Source organism: Humidesulfovibrio sp., assembly GCF_031082295.1.
Taxonomy (GTDB): Bacteria; Desulfobacterota; Desulfovibrionia; order Desulfovibrionales; family Desulfovibrionaceae; genus Humidesulfovibrio.
Genome location: NZ_JAVHLD010000002.1, coordinates 90,954 through 109,942, shown reverse-complemented (window position 1 = coordinate 109,942; position 18,989 = coordinate 90,954). Strand labels below are relative to the sequence as shown.

Sequence of the window (18,989 nt, the reverse complement as noted above, 5' to 3'; positions counted from 1 at the left end):
AGAGTGCAACCTTGCCAAGGTTGAAGTCGCGAGTTCAAATCTCGTTTCCCGCTCCACAAAGATTTAAGGCCGACCCATCACAGGGTCGGCCTTTTCTTTCGTGGGGGAAGTCTCTGGAGGGAGGCTAGAAGGTGCGCTCGTCGACGAGCCTCTTTGCGTCCTGGGCGATTTCGGCAGCGCCGAGGCACACGACCTCAGGCTTGAGCTTCAAAGTGGCCTGGAAGGCCGTCTGGAAGGCTCCTGCGTCGATCTCTCCCGTGAGTGCAAGGCGCACCGCGATGCGGTCCATGCCGCCAGGGTTGGTGATGACGATCTGCCAGGCGGCGATCTGCGGAAATTTTGCCGCCACCTGCGCGGCCTGGGCCGGGTAGATGAACTGGCCCTTGACCTTGGCCGTGTCGTCGGCGCGGCCCTTGATGCCATCGAGCCGAAGCGATGTGCGCCCGCAAGGGCAGGGCGCTTCGATCAGGCTCGACAGGTCGCCCGTGGCGAGGCGCAACAGCGGATAGTCGCGGGTAAAGGGCGTCACCACCACCTCGCCGGTTTCGCCCACCGGCAGCGGCAGGCCGGTCTCGGGGTCGCATATCTCGACATAGGCGCGCGAGGAAAGGTGCATGCCCCGCGGCGTCTCGCACTCGTAGGCGATGCAGCCGACATCCGCCGTGCCATAGCCCTGGCGCACGGTGCAGTCGAACATCTCCTCCACCTCGGCGCGCAGGGACTCCGGCAGGCGCTCCGCGGCCACGAAGGCCTTGCGGATGCCAAGGTCCTTGCGCAGGTCCAGGCCAAGGCCCCTGGCCTTCTCGCCGATGACCTTGAGGTAGCTGGCCATGCCCACAAAGCCTGTCACGGGCAGCCGGCGCATGAGATCAACCTGGACGTCGGTGTTGCCCGGACCTGCGGGAATAACGGCGCAGCCGATTTCGCGCAGGGGTTCTTCCAGCATGAGGCCGGCCGGGGTCAGGTGGTAGCTGAAGGTCATCTGAACCAGGTCGCCAGGGCGGAAGCCAGCGGCGAAGAAGCCCTCGGCCCAGCCCCAGTAGTCGCTTTCAGCGCCTTCGGGATCAAAGATGGGACCAGGTGACTGATAGATGCGCCGGAGCTCGCCGGGCTTGCAGGTGAGCAGCCAGGAAAGGCCGTGCTCGGACTGAAGGCTGATGAGTTCCTTCTTGCGCAGGGGAGGCAATGAGGAATAGGCCGAAAGCGAGTTCAAGTCTCCCAGGCTGAGTCCGGCACGTTCCAGGCGCGCACGGAACTCCTCTGAGTGCTTGGCGGCCTTTTCCAGAAGCTTGCGGATGGCCTTCCACTGCCGGGCCTCGCGCTTCTCTTGGCTCTGGGTCTCCAGGTCGTGGTACTTCATCGGTGCCGTCCTCCCGTCGTCGTGGCCTTTGAGCGCCCTTCGTGCGCGCTGCGTTAGCCCAGCCAGCGCTTGCGGCGCCGGTAGTGCTTGACGTCGCGATAGCTCTTCTTGTTTCCGGAATGGCCCATGCCGAGGTAGAACTCCTGCACGTCGGGGTTGTCGAGGAGGCTTTTTGCCTCGCCCTCCATGACGATGCGCCCGTTCTCCATGATATAGCCACGTCCGCTTACCGAGAGCGCCGCGCGCGCGTTCTGCTCGACAAGCAGCACGGTGACGCCCTCGTTCTTGTTGATGCGCGTGACGATCTCGAAAATTTCCTCCACAAGGAGGGGCGCAAGGCCCAGGCTTGGTTCGTCGAGAAGGAGCAGGCGCGGGTGTGCCATGACGGCGCGACCGATGGCCAGCATCTGTTGTTCGCCGCCGGACATGTAGCCTGCCAGCTGCTTTCTGCGCTCGGCCAGCCTGGGGAAATAGTTGTAAACTTTCTCAATGGTTTCGGCGAACTCGCTGCGGGGCCTGGTGTGCGCCCCGCAGCGCAGGTTCTCCTCAACAGTGATGTCCACAAAGATGCGGCGGCCTTCCATGACCTGGAAGATGCCCCGGCGAACGATCTGCTCGGGCGCGATGCCATGGATAGGCTGGCCGTCGTAGATCACGCTCCCGGCGGTGACTTCTCCGTCCTCGCTCAGGAGCAGGCCGGAGATGGCCTTCAGCGTGGTTGACTTGCCAGCGCCATTGGCGCCCAGAAGGGCCGTGATCTCTCCCTCGCGCACGGCAAGGGAGAGGCCTTTGAGCACCAGCACCACGTCGTTGTAAACGACCTCCAGGTTTTCAACCTGGAGCACATCTCTTGCGGACACCGTTTCGTTCATAACTCTACTTGCCGAGCCACTCGGCCTTGCGGTCCAGGGTCTCCTGCGTCACGAAGGTCAGCTTGCCGTCGACGATCTTGTACAGGAACACGGCCATGCTGGGGCGGTGGTCCGTGGGCAGGAAGCTCACCTTGGGCGCCAGGCCCATGGGGTCGAAGTCCTTCATGGTTTCAAGGGCGGCCTTGATGGAGGCGCCGGTGACGGGGCCCTTGGCGGCGGCCAGGCGGATGCCCTCGCCCATGACGAGCATGGACACGAAGCCACGCACGTAGTGGGTCATCTGCGGCTGGTTCTTGGTAAGCTCGAGGATGGTCTTCATACCGGGGACGTCCTGGCCATAGACCGCGGCTGCCTGAAGGCTGTAGGCGCCTTCGCAGGCGTCACCGGCCATCTTGATCAGGTTCTCGTCAGAGCCCCAGATGTTGGTGAAGAACGTGGCCTTGAGGCCGATCTTCTTGGCGTCCTTCAGGATGACCGCAGTGGACGGGGTGGTGCCGCCGCACCAGATGAAGTCAGGCTTCTTTTCCTTCAGGGGCAGCAACTGGGTGGTGGCGTCGATGGCCTTCAGGTCCACGTTGGCCTCGCCCACGAGCTCGAAGCCTTGCTCAGCCGCGAAGTCCTTGATCGCCTGAATGGGCGAAATGCCATAGGGGTGGTCGGGGAAAAGCAGCGCCAGCTTGGGCTTGCGCGACTCCTTCCAATTCTCCTTGAAGTACTTGAGGGCCGCGCGCGCCTGGGTGGAGTAGTCCGCCGAGGTGAAGAAGTTGAACGGCGCGGTCTTGGGGTCGGTCAGGTGCGCGGAGTAGGAAGCCGAGAAGTACGTGATCTCGTCCTTGGCTGCGGAGCGCATCAGCGCTTCCGTGACGTTGGTGCCGTAGCCCTGGATCGCCACGATCTTGTCCTGGGCGAATTTCTTGTAGATGGTCAGGCCTTGCTGGACGTTGTAGGCGTCGTCCTGCAGGTCGAAGTTGATCTTCATGCCCGCGATGCCACCCTGGGCGTTCAGGTAGGCCACGCCCGCCTTGACGCCTTCGGAGTAGGGCACGCCGACGGAAGAGGTCGGGCCGGAAAGGTCGATGATGCCGCCGATCTTGATTTCCTTTGCGGCTGCCGCCTTGTCGTCCTTCTTTTCGCCTCCGCAGGCGACCAGCGCCAGCGTGGACATGATGGCCACAGCCATGGCCGCGAATCTGAACATCTTTTTCATGCGAACCCCCTCAATGTCTCAGACAGTTGAACCATCACCCACACGGTGTGCCCAGGCCCGCCCGGGACTGGACAAAAGCGCCGCCTAGTGGGCGAAAGGATACAGTTTCCAGTACGCCTTGATGAGCCGCCAGCGGTTGGCTAGGCCTTCCGGCTCAAAGATCAGGAACAGTATGAGCACTAGGCCGAACACGCCTTCGCGCAGGGCGTTGATGTGCTGGCTGATGTTCGGTAACACATCGGAAATTGCCCCCGAAAGGCCGTTCAAAACCTCCGGCAACAGCGTCATGAACACAGCGCCCATGACCGAGCCGGTGACACTGCCGAGTCCGCCGATGATGATCATGGCCAGGTACGAGATGGACAGGCCGATGTTGAACTGCTCGGCAGACAGGAACAGTGTGTAGTGCGCCCACAGCCCGCCCGCAACGCCCGCCAGGAACGACGAAAGGCCGAAGGCCGCCAGCTTGTACGCGAAGAGGTTCACGCCTGCGATCTCGGCCGAGAGGTAGAAGTCGCGGATGGACACGAAGGCCCTGCCGTGGCGTGTCCGCATGACGTTTGTCACCATGAGCAGCGACAACGCCGCGATGCTGAAAAGCAGGTAGAACATCCTGCGCTCGTTGTTGAAGGCGAATCCGAGAATGTTCGGCGCGTCGACGCTCAGGCCGCGCGAGCCCCCCGTGGCCGATTCCCAGTGCAGAAAGACGTACTCCAGGATGAGCTGGGCCGCCAGGGTGGCGATGGCCAGGTAGATGCCCTTGAGCCGGAGGGACGGGACGCCGAACACCATGCCCGCCAACGCAGCCGCGAACCCGCCAAGCAGAAGCGCCGCCAGGAATGGCACGCCGTGCATGGTGGCCTGGGCCGCCGCATAGGCGCCAACGCCAAGGAATGCGCCGTGGCCGAGAGATATCTGCCCGCAGACGCCGGTGAGCAGGTTGAGCGACACCGCGCCGATGACCGCGATGCAGATGAGGTTCAGCATGGACACGAAATAGGAGTCGAGCACCCAGGGCGAAAGGAGCAGCGCGGCGACGAACAGGCCCAGGCAGGTCTTCTGGAACCCGCTCTGGAAGACCGCCGCCTCAGCCCGGTAGCTCTCGAAAAACAGTCCGCACTTGCCGCGCATGGGCTACACCCGCTCGATCTCTTCGGTGCCGAAGAGTCCGTAAGGTTTGATCATCAGGATTGCCACCAGGACGACGAAGGCCGCAACCTCGCGGAAGCCGCCCAGGTCGAAGAGATCCTTGGCCAGGCCGTCGCAGATGTTCTCCAGAACTCCGATGATGAGCCCGCCAAGCGCCGCGCCAAGCAGGGAGTCCAGCCCCCCGAGGATGACCGCGGGGAAGACCTTCAACCCCAGCACGCCCAGGTGCGAGTTGATGCCGTTGATGTTGCCGAGGATAACGCCGCCCACCGTGGACACAACGCTCGCGATGCACCAGGACAGGGCGAAGATGCCACGGATGCCGATGCCCATGCTCTGGGCGGCCTGCTGGTCGTGCGCGGTGGCGCGCATGGCGATGCCCATGCGGGAGTACTTGAAGAAGGCGGTGAACACTGCGAACAGCACGCCGGAGAGCGCGAAGGCCGCGATGTACACCGGCGCCACCGGCATGCCCGCGATCATGATGGGCGTTGTGGGCAAGACTTCAGGATAGACCTTTATCTGTGTGCCCCAGATGAGCTGCACCACGCTCTTGAGCACGGAGGACAGGCCGATGGTCACCATGATGACGCAGATGTGCGCCTCGCCGATGAGGGGTCGGAGCGCCAGGCGTTCGATGGCCATGCCCAGCAGCACGGAGAAGGCCAGCGTCATGAGGAACGCCCAGAAAAACGGGATGTGCAGCTGCACCGTGAGCCCGAAGCACACGTACGCGCCCACCATGACCATTTCGCCCTGGGCGAAGTTGACGACCTTGGTGGCCTTGTAGATGACCACGAAGCCAAGGGCCACCAGGCTGTAGATGCTGCCCACCACCAGGCCGTTGATGAATAATTGGAGATAATATTCCACGGCCTACTCGTCCTCCACTGTCTCGATGCGGATGTCGCCGCACATTTCCTGCACGCGGCCGTCCTGGTATTGGATGGCCATGTCCAGGCGCATGGTGCAGGCGTCGGTGTACAGGGCCTCGATGAGAGCTCCGTAGCGTTCGTTGATGGTCCCACGGCGCACCTTGCGGGTCCGGGTCAGCTCGCCGTCGTCGGCGTCCAGTTCCTTGTAAAGCAGGGCGAAACGGCGGATGCGCGTGGCCTCGGGCAGGCTCTTGTTGATTTTCCGGATCTCGTCCTTCACCAGCGCGTAGACTTGGTCCTTGGCAGCCAGGTCCTGGTAGGTGGTGTAGGTGATCATGCGGCCCTCGGCCCAGTGGCCGACGATGTTCATGTCGATGCAGACGATGGCCGTGACGATGTCGCGCGCCTGGCCAAGCACCACGGCCTCACGCAGGAAGGGCGAGAACTTGAGCTTGTTCTCCAGGAACTGTGGCGAGAAGCGCGTGCCGTCCTTCAGGTGCATGACGTCCTTCAGGCGGTCGATGACCACCAGCCGACCGGAGTCGTCGAAGTAGCCTGCGTCGCCCGAGAGCAGCCAGCCGTCCTGGATCGTCTCCGCCGTAGCCTTCTCGTTCTTGTAGTAGCCCAAAAAAACCGCCGGGCTCTTGGACAGGATCTCGCCCTCCTCGGACAGCTTGAGCTCAGTCTCGGGGATGGGCAGGCCAACGGAGTCGAAGTCCACGGCGCCATCGCGATGGATGCACGAGATGCCGGCAATCTCCGTCTGGCCGTATATCTGCTTCAGGTTCACGCCGAGGGCGTGGAAGAAGCGGATGGTGTCCGGCCCCAGGGCCGCGCCGCCGGTGGAGGCCGACCGGATGCGCGAGAAGCCGAGGCGGTCGCGCAGGGCACGGAACAGGCAGCAGTCCGCCACGAAGTTTCCGAGGCTGAGCATCGCGCCGGGCTTGCGGCCGGCAAAGGTCTCGTCCACGTACTTGAGCCCGATGGGCAGAAAGAAGTTGTACAGGAAGCGCTTGAGCGAGGTGGTCTCCAGGATGTCGCCCCGGACCTTGGCCGACAGGCCTTCCCACACGCGCGGCGGAGAGAAGATCAGGTGCGGTCCGATCTCGCGGATGTTGGCCTGGGCGGTGTCCGGCTCCTCCGGGAAGTTCACGCAGAAGCCGAAAAGCAGGCTGGAGGCCACGGCCATCATCTGCTCGCCCATCCAGGCCAGGGGCAGGAACGACACGAACTCGTCGCTCTCGCGCTTGGGGTCCACCTGGCCGAGGTTCGCGGCCATGGAGAGCATGTTGCGGTGCGAAAGCATGGCCAGCTTGGGGCGTCCCGTAGTGCCGGAGGTGGTGGCCACCAGGCAGGGGTCCGTTGGCTTGAGGCGTTCGGTCATGCTGCTGAACTCGGCCACGGAGTCGGTGACGGCCTTGCGTCCCCTCTCGCACACGGCCTCGAAGGAAAGCAGGTCCTCCGCCTCGTAGCCGGTGAGGCCCTTGGGGTCGTGGAAGATGATATGCCTAAGTTGCGGGAGGTCCGGGCGCAGGCTCAGGATCTTGTCCACCTGCTCCTGGTCTTCCGCCACCACCAGCCTGGCCTCGGAAAGTTCGAAGATGTAGCGCACTTCGTCGGCCGTGGAGTCCTGGTAGAGGCCAAGGGCCATGCCGCCAAGAGCCTGGATGGCGATTTCGGCGAAGAGCCACTCGGGGCGGTTGTCGCCGATCAGGATGACCATGTCGCCCTGGCCAAGGCCCAACTCTCGCAGGCCGCAGGCGAATTCCGCCGTGAGGCCGAGGTAGTCGCGCCAGGAATAGGGCTGCCAGACGCCCCACTGCTTTTCGCGCAGGGCGGTCTTGCGTGGGCGCTTACTTGCCTGGGCGAGCAGCAGGGCGGGCAGGGTGGTATCGTAGTTTCTAGCCATGTGACGTGGTTCCTGTGCGCCTAGCGTCCGAAGAAGGTGGCGTCTTCTGTGCCGAGATAGGCGGCCACGACATCCTGGTTGGCGCTGATCTCGTCTGGGCGGCCTTGCGCCAGCACGGAACCGAAGTCGAGCACCACGATCTTGTCCGAGATGTCCATGACCACGCCCATGTCGTGTTCGATAAGCAGCACCGTGGCGCCCCATTCCTCGCAGATGTCGAGAATGTAGCGGGCCATGTCCTCGGTTTCCTCAAGGTTCATGCCGGCCATGGGTTCGTCCAGCAGAATGAGCTTGGGCTCGGCGGCGAGTGCCCGGCCCAGCTCGACGCGCTTCTGCACGCCGTAGGGCAGGTGGCCTGCGGCCTGATGCCGGTAGGGCGAGAGCCCCAGGAAGTCGATGACGTCTTCCACCCGGCGGCGGTGCTCGGCCTCGTCGTTCATGGCGCGACCAAAGTAGGCGATGCTTGAGAGGATGCCGTAGCGGATGAGGTGGTGGCGGCCCACCATGAGGTTGTCCAGCACGGACAGCCCCTTGAACAGGGCGATGTTCTGGAAGGTGCGCGAGAGCCCCATGCCTGTGCGCTTGTGCGCGGGCACGGCCAGCAGGTTCTTGCCATCCAGGTAGATTTCGCCGCAGTCTGGCGTGTAGCGGCCGCTGATGCAGTTCAAGATGCTTGTCTTGCCCGCGCCGTTTGGCCCGATGAGCGAGACGATGCGGCCTTTTTCGACTGAAAAGGCGACATCGGTAAGGGCCGCGATGCCCTTGAACGTCAGGGTGACGCCTTTAACTTCAAGGAGCGGTGTGGTTAAGGCCATCACTGCCACTCGTGGCTGAAGTCGGCAGGGCCCATGACCTTGTAACCGCGATCCTCCAGGGCCTTGGCGATGGGGGCGGCGTTGTCAGTGGCCACGCGGATGACCACGATGCGCTTGCCGTCATGATAGAAGGTGGCGGTGGAGATGATGGAGATGCCCATGCCCGCGATGATGCCGGAAGCCTCGTGCAGCACGCCGGTGCGGTCCTGGGCTTCGAAAGTGATGCGCACTCCGCCCTGGCGGTGGCCCATCTCCTCGATCAGGACATCGAGCATGACGCTTCTGTTGATGTAGCCGATGAGCTCCCCGGCCTTGTCCACGACAGCGAGCCCGGCAAGGTTGCCCGCGAACATCATGTCGGCGGCGGCCTCTATTTCCGTGTCCGGGCCGATGGTCTTGATGTCCTTGCGAATGATCTTGTCGACGGTGAGCCGGGTCATGAGGTATTTGACCTCATGCTTTTCAAGGGATGTCATGATGCTCGGAAGCGAGGCCGAGAGGTCCTCCGGGCGTACATAGCCCAGAAGCTTGCCTCCATCTACCACCAACAGCATGCCGAGTTTGCTCTGCTCAAGGAGTTTTTGAGCCTCCATGACGGATGTTTTGGGCGTCACGGTGACGAAGTTGCGAAGCATTTTCAGGCCGACGTACATGGCCCCTCCTTGGCGTTGCCATTGGCTTGGCAGCAATTCATAATCCACAAAGTAAAAAACCAGAAAGCCCTGCCGAGTCAAGAAGAAAATGGAGTGAGCGCCCGCCTTGACCATATTGGGTGCTGCAAAAATGAGAGTTTCAGTCCTTGCCTAGCACGACTCGTTCGCATATCTCTGCCCCCTCTAAGGCACGGCATTTGCTAAGGCTTCTCAGGATCGGTGAATAATGACGGAAAACGAACTTTCGAAACTGAAGATTGACAAGTCCTCCTGGCGTGGTGGCGCGAAACGCACCACGGGCCGGGCCTTGCGCATTGTCTTGGTCCTTGGGGCCGTGGTCGTGTGCGTTATGGCTGTGCGGAATTTCTTTCCTTCCTCCTTGGAAGTCGAGACCACCGCGGTGAGCCAGGTCTATCCATCCCAGGGCATAACGCTGCTCAACTCAAGCGGTTATGTCACCGCTCAGCGTAAGGCTTCGGTGGCCTCCAAAACCACCGCGCGGCTCATCTGGCTTGGGGTTGAGGAAGGCAGCCGTGTACGGCAGGGCGAGGTCATCGCCAAGCTCGAACATGATGACGTGCTTGCGGCCCGAGATCAGGCCAGCGCCACCTTCAAGGCCAGCAAGGCCGAGATCGAGCGTGCCCAGTCCGAATTGACCGACGCTACCCGGAACCTGGACCGCATGAAGACGCTTCTGGACCAGAAGATCATCGCCCAGGCCGATTTCGACACCGCGCTTGCCCGTTTTCAGAAGGCGCAGGCAGGCATGGAGGCCGCGCGCTGGAACGCAGGCTCGTCGCAGGCGGCCTTGCGCGGCTCGAGCGCGAGCCTTGGCTACACCCAGCTTGAGGCGCCCTTCGACGGCGTGGTGCTGACCAAGAACGCCGACGTGGGCGACATCGTCACTCCGCTTGGCGCCGCGGCCAACGCCAAGGCCAGCGTTGTCACCATCGCCGACATGCTCTCGCTTCTTGTCGAGACAGACGTTTCCGAATCAAACGTCGCCAAGGTAAAGCCTGGCGCGCCCTGCGAGATTCAGCTCGACGCCCTGCCAGGCGAACGCTTTCCCGCCAGCGTGCACATGATCGTGCCCACGGCGGACCGCACCAAGGCCTCGGTGTTGGTCAAGGTCAAGTTCCAGGCGCTCGACCCGCGCATCCTGCCCGAGATGAGCGCCAAGGTCGCATTCCTGTCCCGCGAGCTGGCCGAGGCCGAGCGCGGCCCGCGTCTGGCCGTGCCAGCCGCCGCCGTGGTGGAGCGCGATGGCCGCAAGGTCGTCTTTCAGGTAGAGGGCGGCGTTGCCAAGGCTGTCTCCGTTGAGACCGGCGGAGCCATCGGTGATTTTCTGGAGCTCTCCTCCGGCCCCAAGGCCGGGGACCGCGTGGTCTTGAACCCTCCTGCGGCTCTCAAGTCCGGGGCCGGGGTCGCGGCCAAGAAATGACCGGGCAAGACGCTCCTGGCGGCTCCGGCCCGGCCATCGACATTCGTTCGGTGTGCAAGTCCTACACGCGCGGGCAGCAGACCGTGCCTGTGCTGCAGAACGTCAGTTTCCACATCGCAAAGGGCGAGTTCGTCGCGCTGATGGGGCCCTCGGGCTCGGGCAAAAGCACGCTTTTGAACCTTATAGCGGGCATCGACCGGGTGGACTCGGGCTCCATCTTCGTCAGCGGAGCGGACATAACCACCTTGAGCGAGAGCGAGCTGGCCCGCTGGCGCAGCCGCAGCGTCGGCTTCATCTTTCAGTTCTACAACCTGATTCCGGTTCTGACGGCCCTGGAGAATGTCGAGCTTCCGCTGCTGCTCACGCCGCTCTCGGCCCGTGAGCGCCGGAAGCACGCCGAGGCCGCGCTTGCCTTGGTGGGCCTTGCCGACCGCATGGACCACAAGCCCTCGGAGCTCTCCGGCGGCCAGCAGCAGCGCACCGCCATAGCCCGGGCCATTGTCACCGACCCGGACATCCTGGTGGCCGACGAGCCCACCGGCGACCTGGACCGCGTCTCCGCCGGAGAGATTCTGGACCTCATGGCGGGCTTGAGCGAAAGCCTCAACAAGACGATTGTCATGGTCACCCACGATCCAAGGGCGGCGCAGCGCGCCCACCTTGTGCGCAGTCTGGAGAAGGGCCTGCTCATTGACGCTGGCAACGGCGCTGAAGGCGGCAACGGCAATGCTGACGCTCCGCTTCATTCTTAAGAATCTCTCGCGCCACAAGCTGCGAAATTGCCTGACCATCGTGGGCATCGCGGTGTCGGTGCTTTCCTTCGGCCTGCTCCGGACCACCGTTGACGCCTGGTACGCCGGGGTCGAGGCCAGCTCGGCCACGCGGCTTGTCACGCGAAACTCCATCTCGCTCATATTCTCGTTGCCTGTATCCTACGAGGAACGCATCCGCGCCGTGGACGGCGTGACCATCGTCTCGCGCGGGAACTGGTTCGGCGGGGAATACATCGACGAAAAGAACTTCTTCCCCAATTTTGCCGTGGACGCCCGCACCTACCTGGAACTCTATCCGGAGATTCAGCTCAGCGAGGACCAGAAGGCTGCCTTCCTGCGCGACCGCAAGGGGTGCATCATCGGGGACAAGCTGGCCAAGCGTTTTGGCTGGAAGCTCGGTGATCCCGTGACCCTCAAGGGCACCATCTTCCCCGGGAACTGGGGGATGACAGTTCGCGGCATCTACACCGGGCGAGACAAGGGCACCGACGAAACGCAGCTTTTGTTCCACTGGGATTACCTGAACGAGACGCTCAAGAAGACCTCGCCGAACCGGGCAGACCAGGCCGGCTTTTACATGATCGGCGTCAGCAGCGCCGATCTGGCGGCGTCGACCGCCCTCGCCATCGACAACCGCTTCAAGAATTCCCTGGCCGAGACGCTCACCGAGACCGAGAAGGCCTTCCAGATGAGCTTCGTGGCCATGAGCGGCGCCATCGTCGCGGCGATACGCATCGTGTCCCTGCTCGTCATCGTCATCATCATGGCCGTGGCCGCAAACACCATGGCCATGAGCGCGCGCGAGCGCATGGGCGAATTCGCGGCTTTGAAGGTCCTGGGCTTTGGCGGCGGCTATCTTGCGCTGCTTATCCTGGGCGAGTCCCTCACCATCGCCACGCTTGGCAGCGCGCTTGGCTGCGCCATGACATTCCCCGCCGCGCACGCCTTTGGCCAGGCCGTGAGCCAGTTTTTTCCGGTGTTCCAGGTGTCGGGCCTGACCGTAACCCTGCAGGGCGGGGCGGCGCTCGTCGTGGGGCTTGTGGCGGGCATCGTCCCGGCCTTGCGGGCGCAAAGCGTCGGCATCGCCGAGGCCCTGCGGAGGATCGCCTGATGGCTCTGCTTGTGTCCTACAGCTTGCGCAACCTGTTGGCCCGTCGCATGACCACGGTCTTGACCGCCGGCGGCATGGCCCTGGTGGTTTTCGTGTTCGCGGCGGCGCTGATGCTCGCTGAGGGGCTGCGCTCGACGCTGGTGCAGACCGGAACGCCAGGCAACGCGCTGGTGTTGCGCAAGGGGTCGAAGTCGGAGATCGAGAGCGTCGTGGAGCGTGGCGTTGCCTCGCTGGTCGAGACTCGCTCGGAGATCGCACGCGACGCAGACGGCTCCGCGCTTGCAGCGAGCGAGGTCGTGGTGCTCATCAACCTGGCCAAGAGAGGCACTGGCGAGGCTTCCAACGTGATGTTGCGCGGCATCGGGCAGAAGTCCCTGGCGCTCCGGCCCCAGGTGCGGCTGGTGTCCGGCCGCATGCCACGTTTCGGATCGTCAGAGATCGTTGCGGGTGAAGGGGTGGCTCGGCGGTTCAAAGGCGCAGGCCTGGGCGAAAAGCTCCGGTTCGGTATGCGCGAGTGGACGGTCGTGGGCATCTTCGACGCTGGCGCGACCGGCTTCAACTCCGAGATATGGGGCGACGTGGACCAGTTCATGAACGCCTTCCGGCGCAACGCGTACACGCTGTTGCTGGTGCGTCTGGTCAGCGAGGACTCGCTCGGGGCATTCCGCAACGGGGTGGAGGCTGATCCGCGGCTGAAGCTCGACGTCAAGGCGGAGGCGGTGTTCTATGCCGAGCAGTCAGAGATGATGGCGAAGTTCTTGAAGATTCTTGGCGTGTCGCTGACGGCCATCTTTTCCATCGGCGCCATGATCGGGGCCATGATCACCATGCACGCGGCCGTGGCCGGGCGCGTGGGGGAGATCGGCACGCTCCGGGCCTTGGGATTCCCGCGGCGGTCCATCCTCACAGCTTTCGTGCTCGAGGCGCTGTTTCTTGGGCTTCTAGGTGGGGCGGTGGGGCTCTTGGCGGCCTCTGGCCTGCAATTGTTCACCATATCCACCATGAACTTTCAGACCTTCTCGGAGCTGGCCTTCGGCTTTTCGCTCACGCCGGGCATTGTGATTCTATCCCTGGCCTTTGGCACGGGCATGGGACTTCTGGGCGGACTCATTCCCGCCCTGCGCGCGGCACGCATCAAGATCGTGGACGCCCTGCGGGCGGTGTGAGGGGGAGTCTGGCCTGATCTGGCTAGCGCAGCACGCCTCGCCCGGAGCGCACTTGCAGCTCCTGCAGGATAAGGCGCTCGTACTCGGGATGGACCTGCTCCTCAGACACCGGCTCGCCAGAGTTCAGGAGCTTCAGCAGGTGCTGTGTCTCTTCCCAGAAGTCGAGCAGTTCATCGTCACCAAGGGACTTGATCTGCTCTTCAAGGGTGAGAATGTCGTCGGCGTTGGCAAATTGACCCATGCAATAAGGTTCCTTGGGGTAAAGTATTTCGTGCATCTGTTCGATGTGAACGAGGCATGAATAGCCGTTTCCCTCCCGCCCGTCAAACCTGGGAAGTGGCGAACAACTTACATGAAGTTGATGAATTGCCATTGACAATTTTTAAGGATGTTGCAAAGTAATCATTAGGACGATGAAAAGTTTGGAGCTTTGGTTATCGCCCCTCTGATAGCTCGGCGGACAACAAGGAGCCGGAAATGGAAGAAAACGTAAGACGCCAGGATGACGCTCTTATTCAGCTCGTAACCTTCAGTATTGGGGATGAGGAATTCGGTGTTGATATCCTCAAGGTGCAGGAGATCATCCGCACCATGGAGATCACCCGCGTGCCCCGCGCCCCTGAGTTCGTCGAGGGCGTGATCAACCTTCGCGGCAAGGTCATACCCATCATCGACCTGCGCCGCAGGTTCAAGCTGGCTGACCGCGCGCACGACAAGCACACACGCATTATCGTCATTGAGATCAGCAGCATGGTCGTCGGCTTCGTTGTCGACTCCGTGTCCGAGGTGTTGCGAATTCCCGCCAATACGGTGGAGCCGCCTCCGCCAGTTGTGTCCGGCCTCGATTCCGAGTACATCAGCGGCGTCGGGAAGCTTGAAGACCGTCTGCTCATCCTGCTGGATCTGAACAAGCTCCTTAGCAACGAAGAGCACGCGGCTCTGGGCTCTGCAGTCTAGACGGTCTGCCTCATGTAGGCTTATTGGCCGCCTTTTCGCTCACCCGGCGAAGAGGCGGCTTTTCAATTCTCAACCGCATGACGCGACGCCATGATTTGTGGCGCCGCGCGCTGGAGTTTTTGCCGTGCAGTTTCCGCAGGAGTTGAGTGAATTCTTCAAGGGCCGTGGCGGCGCCTTGCGTGTCTTCAAGAGCGGCCCCGGTACCCAGGCCTTGCTGGCTCACGCCCTGCGCGCTGCCGGGCAGGAGGTCGTCCTCGTGGCCGCCGGGGCGCGCGAGTTTCGCGAACTTGAGGGTCTTCTCTCCCTCTTCTTCGGGCAACAGGACGAGACCCTTCCGGCCTGGGAACGAGCCTTCCTGACCCTGCCGCAGCATCTGCCGCGAAAGCCGACGGCCGAAGATTGGGCCGGACGCTGGTCAGCCCTGCATGGCCTCTGTTTCGGCCGCAAGCCGCGCATTGTGCTGCTGACCGTGGACAACCTGCTTCCCCGCTGGCCAGCACTTGATGTGGTCGAGAAGAGCAACCTCACCCTGACCAGGGGGGAAGAGCTTTCGCCCGAGATGCTCCTTGAGCAGGCCGTCACCTGGGGCTATGTGCGCCGCCCGGTGGTCACGGCGGTGGGCGAGATCGCCGTGCGCGGCGACATCGTCGACATCTTCGCCGCCGGTTACCATCTTCCGCTGCGCCTGGAATTTTTTGGCGACACCCTGGACGAGATACGCCTGTTTGACCCCGCCACCCAGCGCTCGCGTATGGATTTGAAGGAAATGACGCTGTTGCCGGTTTCGCCTGGAGTCCTTGATGCGCACTCCCTGGGCCAGGCCTTGGAGCATGTGCGCCGCTTGCGCGTGAGCGGCGAGATGTCACTTGCGCTTGAGCAGGAGCTTGGCGACCGCCTGGAGCGCTCTGACACCTTCCTCTGGCCGGGCCTGTTCTACCCGGAGGCCGCCGCCCTTGACGCCTTTCTGCCGCAGGACGCCGTATTCCTGCTGGGGTCGGCGCCAGAGCTGCGGAACCGCCTGTCCGACCAGTACGCCGGCTGGAGGTCGTTTCTGGAGCGCGAAGCAGTTGAGAGCGGCTGGCGCTGGCCGCTGCACGCCCTGTGCTGGCCGGAGGAGTCTGCCCGCAAGACCTGGCAGGGGCAACGCCAAGTGGTCTTTGAAGATCTCGTCATGGGCCAGGAAAAGCACGGCGTGGACCTGCCGGAGAAAAGCTACCAGAGCTTTCAGGACCTCTTTTGGCGGCCCGACAGCGCGCGTCGCCCCTGGACCGCCCTGACCACGGCCCTGAAGGAGTGGAGCGCCTCGAACTCGCAGGTGATTTTGAGCTTCCACACGGAGCGCTCGCGCCGCAAGTTTCTTGGCCTGGCCGAGCAGGAAGGGCTCAAGATCGGCACGGAGTTCGCGCCGGGCAAGCGCGGCGTCGCTGCGCTGCTTTCGCCGCTCAAGGCGGGCATGGAGTTGTCCTTCTGTGACCTGTCCATCCTGCCGGAGAACATCCTCCAGCCCGAGGCTGCGCCCCAGGTCCGCGCCGACCGCAAAAAGGCCTTCGAGGGGCTGTCGCGGCATGACGACCTGGGCGTGGACGACCTGCTGGTGCACCGCGAATACGGCGTGTCGCGCTTTGGCGGCCTGCACCACCTGAAGGTCGGCGACGTGGCCAACGATTATCTGCTGCTGTTCTTCGACGGCGAGGACAAGCTGTACCTGCCCGTGGACCGGATGAATCTTGTTCAGCGCTTCAAAGGGCCGGAGGGCCTGGACCCCAGGCTGGACCGCCTGGGCGGCAGCCAGTGGGCCAAGAGTACCGAGCGGGCGCGTAAGGCCATCGAGAAGATCGCCCAGGATCTGGTGGAGATGTACGCCTTCCGCCGTGTGGCCAAGGGCTATTCCTATGGCGCGCCGGATGAGATGTACCGCGAGTTCGAGGCCACCTTCGGCTTCGAGGAGACCCCGGACCAGGCCAAGGCCATCGAGGACGTGTTCGTGGACATGGCTGGCAGCGAGCCCATGGACCGCCTGGTCTGCGGCGACGTGGGCTTCGGCAAGACCGAGGTCGCCCTGCGCGCCGCCTTCCGCGCCGTCAGTGATGGTCGCCAGGTGGCCCTGCTGTGCCCGACCACGGTCTTGGCCGAGCAACATTACCAGACCTTCACCCGGCGCATGGAGGGCTTCCCCGTGCGTGTGGCCATGCTCAGCCGTTTCGTGCCCGCAAACCGTCAAAAACTTGTGGTGCAGGCCGCCGCACGTGGCGAGGTGGACATTCTGATCGGCACGCACCGCCTCATCTCAAAGGACGTGGACCTGCCGAACCTGGGCCTGCTGATTCTGGACGAGGAGCAGCGCTTTGGCGTCAAGCACAAGGAAAAGCTCAAGCTTTTGCGCAAGAATATCGATGTGTTGACACTCACAGCCACGCCTATCCCGCGCACCTTGCAGCTTTCGCTCTCAGGCTTGCGCGGCCTGTCGGTCATCGAGACCCCGCCGGAGGACCGCAAACCGGTTGAGACCGCGCTGGTTGAACGCGACGATACGCTGCTTGGCAATGTCCTGGCTCGGGAGCTGGAGCGCGGCGGCCAGGTGTTCTGGGTCTACAACCGGGTGGAGGGGCTGGAGCAGGTTGCCGAGTACGTGCGCAAGCTCGCGCCCGGCGCCCGCGTGGGCATGGCCCACGGCCAGATGAACGAGCGCGCGCTGGAAGAGGCCATGCACGGCTTCTGGCACAAGGAGCTGGACGTGCTGGTGTGCACGGCCATCGTCGAGTCGGGCCTGGATTTCCCCAACGCCAACACGCTCATCGTGGACCAGGCGCAGATGTTCGGCCTTGGACAGCTCTATCAGCTTCGCGGTCGCGTCGGCCGCAGCGACCGTCAGGCCTATGCTTATTTTGTGGTGCCGAGCCTGGACCGCCTCCCGGAGATCAGCAAGCGCCGCCTGCGCATCATTCTGGAGCTGGACTACCTTGGGGCAGGCTTCCAGGTGGCCATGGAGGACCTGCGCCTGCGTGGCGCCGGGAACATTCTTGGCGAGGTGCAGTCAGGCCAGATCGCCCGAGTGGGACTTGACCTGTTCCTTGAGATGCTGGAGGAGGAGGTGCGGCGCCTCCGCGGCGGACCAATGACCCAGGAGACCAGCCCGGAGCTCCAGTTCGTGTTCGAGGCGCACCTGCCATCGGACTACGTCACCGACGCCAAGGAGCGGCTGCGCTACTACAAGGCTTTGTCCAGCGCGCGCAGCCAGCAGCTGCTCATGGAACTGGCGGCGGAGATGCGAGACCGGTTCGGCCCCATGCCCGAGGAGGCCAAGAACTTCCTGGGCGTGCTGGAGGCAAAGTCCGTGCTGGCGCGGCTGCAGGTGCTCCGGGCAGAGCTTTCGACCACGCGGGCTGTGCTGCACTGGGGACAGGAGACCGGAGCAGTGTCCCCGGAGGCGCTGGTGTCGTGGGTTGGGCAGCCCACTCGCCAGGCCCGCCTGCTGCCGCCCTCCAAGATCGAGCTGCGCTACCCCGCGGGTCTGGACGTTGGCGGCGGGTTGGAGTACTTGCGCACGGAACTGGAGACGCTTTCAACCGGCGGCGCGAGCACGTCGGACAAGGCCGGTGCCTGATGCGAAAATTCCTCGGCGCGCATGCCGCGCTGCTTCTGATGCTGCTCACTGCGCTCATGGCCGGCTGCAGCGGCAAGTCCCAGGATGATGTGGGAGTTGTGGCCAAGGTCAATGGCCGCCCCATCCCTCTTGAGATGCTTGAATATCAGTATGACCTGCTTCATTTTGACGCATTCTCCGGCTCTCTGCCCACAGTCGGCGCGCTCCGCGAGGCGTACGGCAAGATTCTTGGCGGGCTCATCGCGCTTGAGCTGGTGAGCCAGGAGCTAGAGAAACGCGGCCAGGAGGTCAGCGACGCCGAACTGGCCGAGGCTGAGGCCAAGGTTCGGGCCGATTATCCTGACGACGCCTTTGACAAGATGCTGGCCGAGGAGTTCATCGACTTGCCCATGTGGCGCAAGCATCTGCGCTACGCCTGCGGTGCTGAGAAGTTCCAGCGGCTGGTGCTTCGGCCCCAAATCCACCTCGACTACCGCGAGATCGAAGCCTACTACAATGCGCACATCGCCGCCTTCCGACTGCCGGAACGGGTGCGGCTGGTAGTCGTCTATGGCCCTGGGCGGGATACTGTGGAAAAGGCCCTGTCGCGCTATCTGCAACAGAAGGACATCAAGGCTGTGAGCGAGGCTTTTGCCGGCATACAGGCGCGCGAAGTCACTGTCGCCAAGGATGTACTGAGCCCGGCCTGGACCGAGGCGCTGCAGAGCATTCAACCCGGGAAGACTGCTGTGGTCGCCGGGGGACGTGGCGTGTTCGAGGGGCTATTGTTGCTTGAGCGTCTCCCTGCCGAGACCCTGGACATTGCGCAGGCCTATTCGCAGGTTGAAGCCGCCCTGGTTGAGGAACGGCTCCAGCAAGCATTCGACGCCTGGCTGATCAAGGCCTTGGACGCCTCGACAGTCCTCGTCAGCCAGCGCCTTTTGCACAAGAGTGAGGACGAGGACCTCCCGCCAGAGGCGCCTCCAGCAGAAGCCCAGCCCGCCGATCAAAGCGGAGGGCAGCAAGGGGGACAGCCGGGCGTTGCCAGCGGCAACGAGACCGGGTAGGGTCCCTGGTTGAAGTGACTCCGCCGTTGTGACGGATGCTTTCATTCTGCA

16 protein-coding genes are annotated in these 18,989 nt (G+C 63.4%); 7 read left to right on the top strand and 9 right to left on the bottom strand.

The window, feature by feature from the left end:
• Positions 1 to 124: 124 nt before the first annotated feature.
• The 8 genes from RDU24_RS01845 to RDU24_RS01810 all read right to left on the bottom strand — a co-directional run bounded on the left by RDU24_RS01845 (position 125) and on the right by RDU24_RS01810 (position 8,840).
• Positions 125 to 1,360: a phenylacetate--CoA ligase family protein gene (locus tag RDU24_RS01845; protein ID WP_308734019.1), complete on the bottom strand. Its 1,236-nt coding sequence runs from the start codon at positions 1,358 to 1,360 to the stop codon at positions 125 to 127.
• Between the two features lie 53 nt (positions 1,361 to 1,413).
• Positions 1,414 to 2,232 (bottom strand): ABC transporter ATP-binding protein, encoded by an 819-nt coding sequence (locus RDU24_RS01840; RefSeq protein WP_308734018.1) that lies wholly within the window; start codon positions 2,230 to 2,232, stop codon positions 1,414 to 1,416.
• A gap of 4 nt (positions 2,233 to 2,236) precedes the next feature.
• Positions 2,237 to 3,439: an ABC transporter substrate-binding protein gene (locus tag RDU24_RS01835; RefSeq protein WP_308734017.1), complete on the bottom strand. Its 1,203-nt coding sequence runs from the start codon at positions 3,437 to 3,439 to the stop codon at positions 2,237 to 2,239.
• Positions 3,440 to 3,523: 84 nt separating this feature from the next.
• A complete protein-coding gene (locus tag RDU24_RS01830) occupies positions 3,524 to 4,570 on the bottom strand; it encodes a branched-chain amino acid ABC transporter permease (RefSeq protein WP_308734016.1) in 1,047 nt (348 codons plus the stop codon).
• Between the two features lie 3 nt (positions 4,571 to 4,573).
• Entirely contained in the window at positions 4,574 to 5,461 is an 888-nt protein-coding gene (locus RDU24_RS01825) for a branched-chain amino acid ABC transporter permease (RefSeq protein WP_308734015.1), read from the bottom strand.
• A gap of 3 nt (positions 5,462 to 5,464) precedes the next feature.
• Positions 5,465 to 7,372 (bottom strand): AMP-binding protein, encoded by a 1,908-nt coding sequence (locus RDU24_RS01820; protein ID WP_308734014.1) that lies wholly within the window; start codon positions 7,370 to 7,372, stop codon positions 5,465 to 5,467.
• Between the two features lie 20 nt (positions 7,373 to 7,392).
• Entirely contained in the window at positions 7,393 to 8,187 is a 795-nt protein-coding gene (locus RDU24_RS01815; protein WP_308734013.1) for an ABC transporter ATP-binding protein, read from the bottom strand.
• On the bottom strand, positions 8,187 to 8,840 hold the full coding sequence (locus tag RDU24_RS01810) for a CBS domain-containing protein (RefSeq protein WP_308734012.1): 654 nt from the start codon (positions 8,838 to 8,840) through the stop codon (positions 8,187 to 8,189). The genes RDU24_RS01815 and RDU24_RS01810 overlap by 1 nt, the downstream gene beginning before the upstream one ends.
• Before the next feature lie 226 nt (positions 8,841 to 9,066).
• Here RDU24_RS01810 and RDU24_RS01805 point away from each other — a divergent pair, with 226 nt between their 5' ends.
• Genes RDU24_RS01805 through RDU24_RS01790 form a run of 4 tightly spaced genes read left to right on the top strand, consistent with a single transcriptional unit; the run spans position 9,067 to position 13,331 of the window.
• On the top strand, positions 9,067 to 10,281 hold the full coding sequence (locus tag RDU24_RS01805; protein WP_308734011.1) for an efflux RND transporter periplasmic adaptor subunit: 1,215 nt from the start codon (positions 9,067 to 9,069) through the stop codon (positions 10,279 to 10,281).
• On the top strand, positions 10,278 to 11,033 hold the full coding sequence (locus tag RDU24_RS01800) for an ABC transporter ATP-binding protein (protein WP_308734010.1): 756 nt from the start codon (positions 10,278 to 10,280) through the stop codon (positions 11,031 to 11,033). The genes RDU24_RS01805 and RDU24_RS01800 overlap by 4 nt, the downstream gene beginning before the upstream one ends.
• Positions 11,008 to 12,165: an ABC transporter permease gene (locus RDU24_RS01795; RefSeq protein WP_308734009.1), complete on the top strand. Its 1,158-nt coding sequence runs from the start codon at positions 11,008 to 11,010 to the stop codon at positions 12,163 to 12,165. Before RDU24_RS01800 ends, RDU24_RS01795 begins: the two co-directional genes overlap by 26 nt.
• Positions 12,165 to 13,331, top strand: a complete 1,167-nt coding sequence (locus tag RDU24_RS01790) for an ABC transporter permease (RefSeq protein WP_308734008.1) — start codon at positions 12,165 to 12,167, stop codon at positions 13,329 to 13,331. The genes RDU24_RS01795 and RDU24_RS01790 overlap by 1 nt, the downstream gene beginning before the upstream one ends.
• 22 nt (positions 13,332 to 13,353) lie before the next feature.
• Here the strand turns inward: RDU24_RS01790 and RDU24_RS01785 are convergent, their stop codons facing one another.
• A complete protein-coding gene (locus RDU24_RS01785) occupies positions 13,354 to 13,572 on the bottom strand; it encodes a hypothetical protein (protein ID WP_308734007.1) in 219 nt (72 codons plus the stop codon).
• 236 nt (positions 13,573 to 13,808) lie between these two features.
• Between RDU24_RS01785 and RDU24_RS01780 the strand changes: the two genes are divergently transcribed.
• From RDU24_RS01780 to RDU24_RS01770, 3 genes are all read left to right on the top strand, one after another.
• A complete protein-coding gene (locus RDU24_RS01780) occupies positions 13,809 to 14,288 on the top strand; it encodes a chemotaxis protein CheW (RefSeq protein ID WP_308734006.1) in 480 nt (159 codons plus the stop codon).
• Between the two features lie 124 nt (positions 14,289 to 14,412).
• Positions 14,413 to 17,892 carry a transcription-repair coupling factor gene (gene mfd, locus RDU24_RS01775; protein WP_308734005.1) on the top strand — a complete coding sequence of 1,160 codons (3,480 nt, stop codon included), beginning with the start codon at positions 14,413 to 14,415 and terminating at the stop codon, positions 17,890 to 17,892.
• On the top strand, positions 17,892 to 18,938 hold the full coding sequence (locus RDU24_RS01770; protein WP_308734004.1) for a peptidylprolyl isomerase: 1,047 nt from the start codon (positions 17,892 to 17,894) through the stop codon (positions 18,936 to 18,938). Before mfd ends, RDU24_RS01770 begins: the two co-directional genes overlap by 1 nt.
• Positions 18,939 to 18,989 lie beyond the last annotated feature (51 nt).

Excerpts from the sequence above, each read along its gene's own strand:
- RDU24_RS01845 (WP_308734019.1), bottom strand. The coding sequence starts at position 1,360 with ATGAAGTACCACGACCTGGAGACCCAGAGCCAAGAGAAGCGCGAGGCC.
- RDU24_RS01840 (WP_308734018.1), bottom strand. The coding sequence starts at position 2,232 with ATGAACGAAACGGTGTCCGCAAGAGATGTGCTCCAGGTTGAAAACCTG.
- RDU24_RS01835 (WP_308734017.1), bottom strand. The coding sequence starts at position 3,439 with ATGAAAAAGATGTTCAGATTCGCGGCCATGGCTGTGGCCATCATGTCC.
- RDU24_RS01830 (WP_308734016.1), bottom strand. The coding sequence starts at position 4,570 with ATGCGCGGCAAGTGCGGACTGTTTTTCGAGAGCTACCGGGCTGAGGCG.
- RDU24_RS01820 (WP_308734014.1), bottom strand. The coding sequence starts at position 7,372 with ATGGCTAGAAACTACGATACCACCCTGCCCGCCCTGCTGCTCGCCCAG.
- RDU24_RS01815 (WP_308734013.1), bottom strand. The coding sequence starts at position 8,187 with ATGGCCTTAACCACACCGCTCCTTGAAGTTAAAGGCGTCACCCTGACG.
- RDU24_RS01810 (WP_308734012.1), bottom strand. The coding sequence starts at position 8,840 with ATGTACGTCGGCCTGAAAATGCTTCGCAACTTCGTCACCGTGACGCCC.
- RDU24_RS01805 (WP_308734011.1), top strand. The coding sequence starts at position 9,067 with ATGACGGAAAACGAACTTTCGAAACTGAAGATTGACAAGTCCTCCTGG.
- RDU24_RS01800 (WP_308734010.1), top strand. The coding sequence starts at position 10,278 with ATGACCGGGCAAGACGCTCCTGGCGGCTCCGGCCCGGCCATCGACATT.
- RDU24_RS01795 (WP_308734009.1), top strand. The coding sequence starts at position 11,008 with ATGCTGACGCTCCGCTTCATTCTTAAGAATCTCTCGCGCCACAAGCTG.
- RDU24_RS01790 (WP_308734008.1), top strand. The coding sequence starts at position 12,165 with ATGGCTCTGCTTGTGTCCTACAGCTTGCGCAACCTGTTGGCCCGTCGC.
- RDU24_RS01785 (WP_308734007.1), bottom strand. The coding sequence starts at position 13,572 with ATGGGTCAATTTGCCAACGCCGACGACATTCTCACCCTTGAAGAGCAG.
- RDU24_RS01780 (WP_308734006.1), top strand. The coding sequence starts at position 13,809 with ATGGAAGAAAACGTAAGACGCCAGGATGACGCTCTTATTCAGCTCGTA.
- RDU24_RS01770 (WP_308734004.1), top strand. The coding sequence starts at position 17,892 with ATGCGAAAATTCCTCGGCGCGCATGCCGCGCTGCTTCTGATGCTGCTC.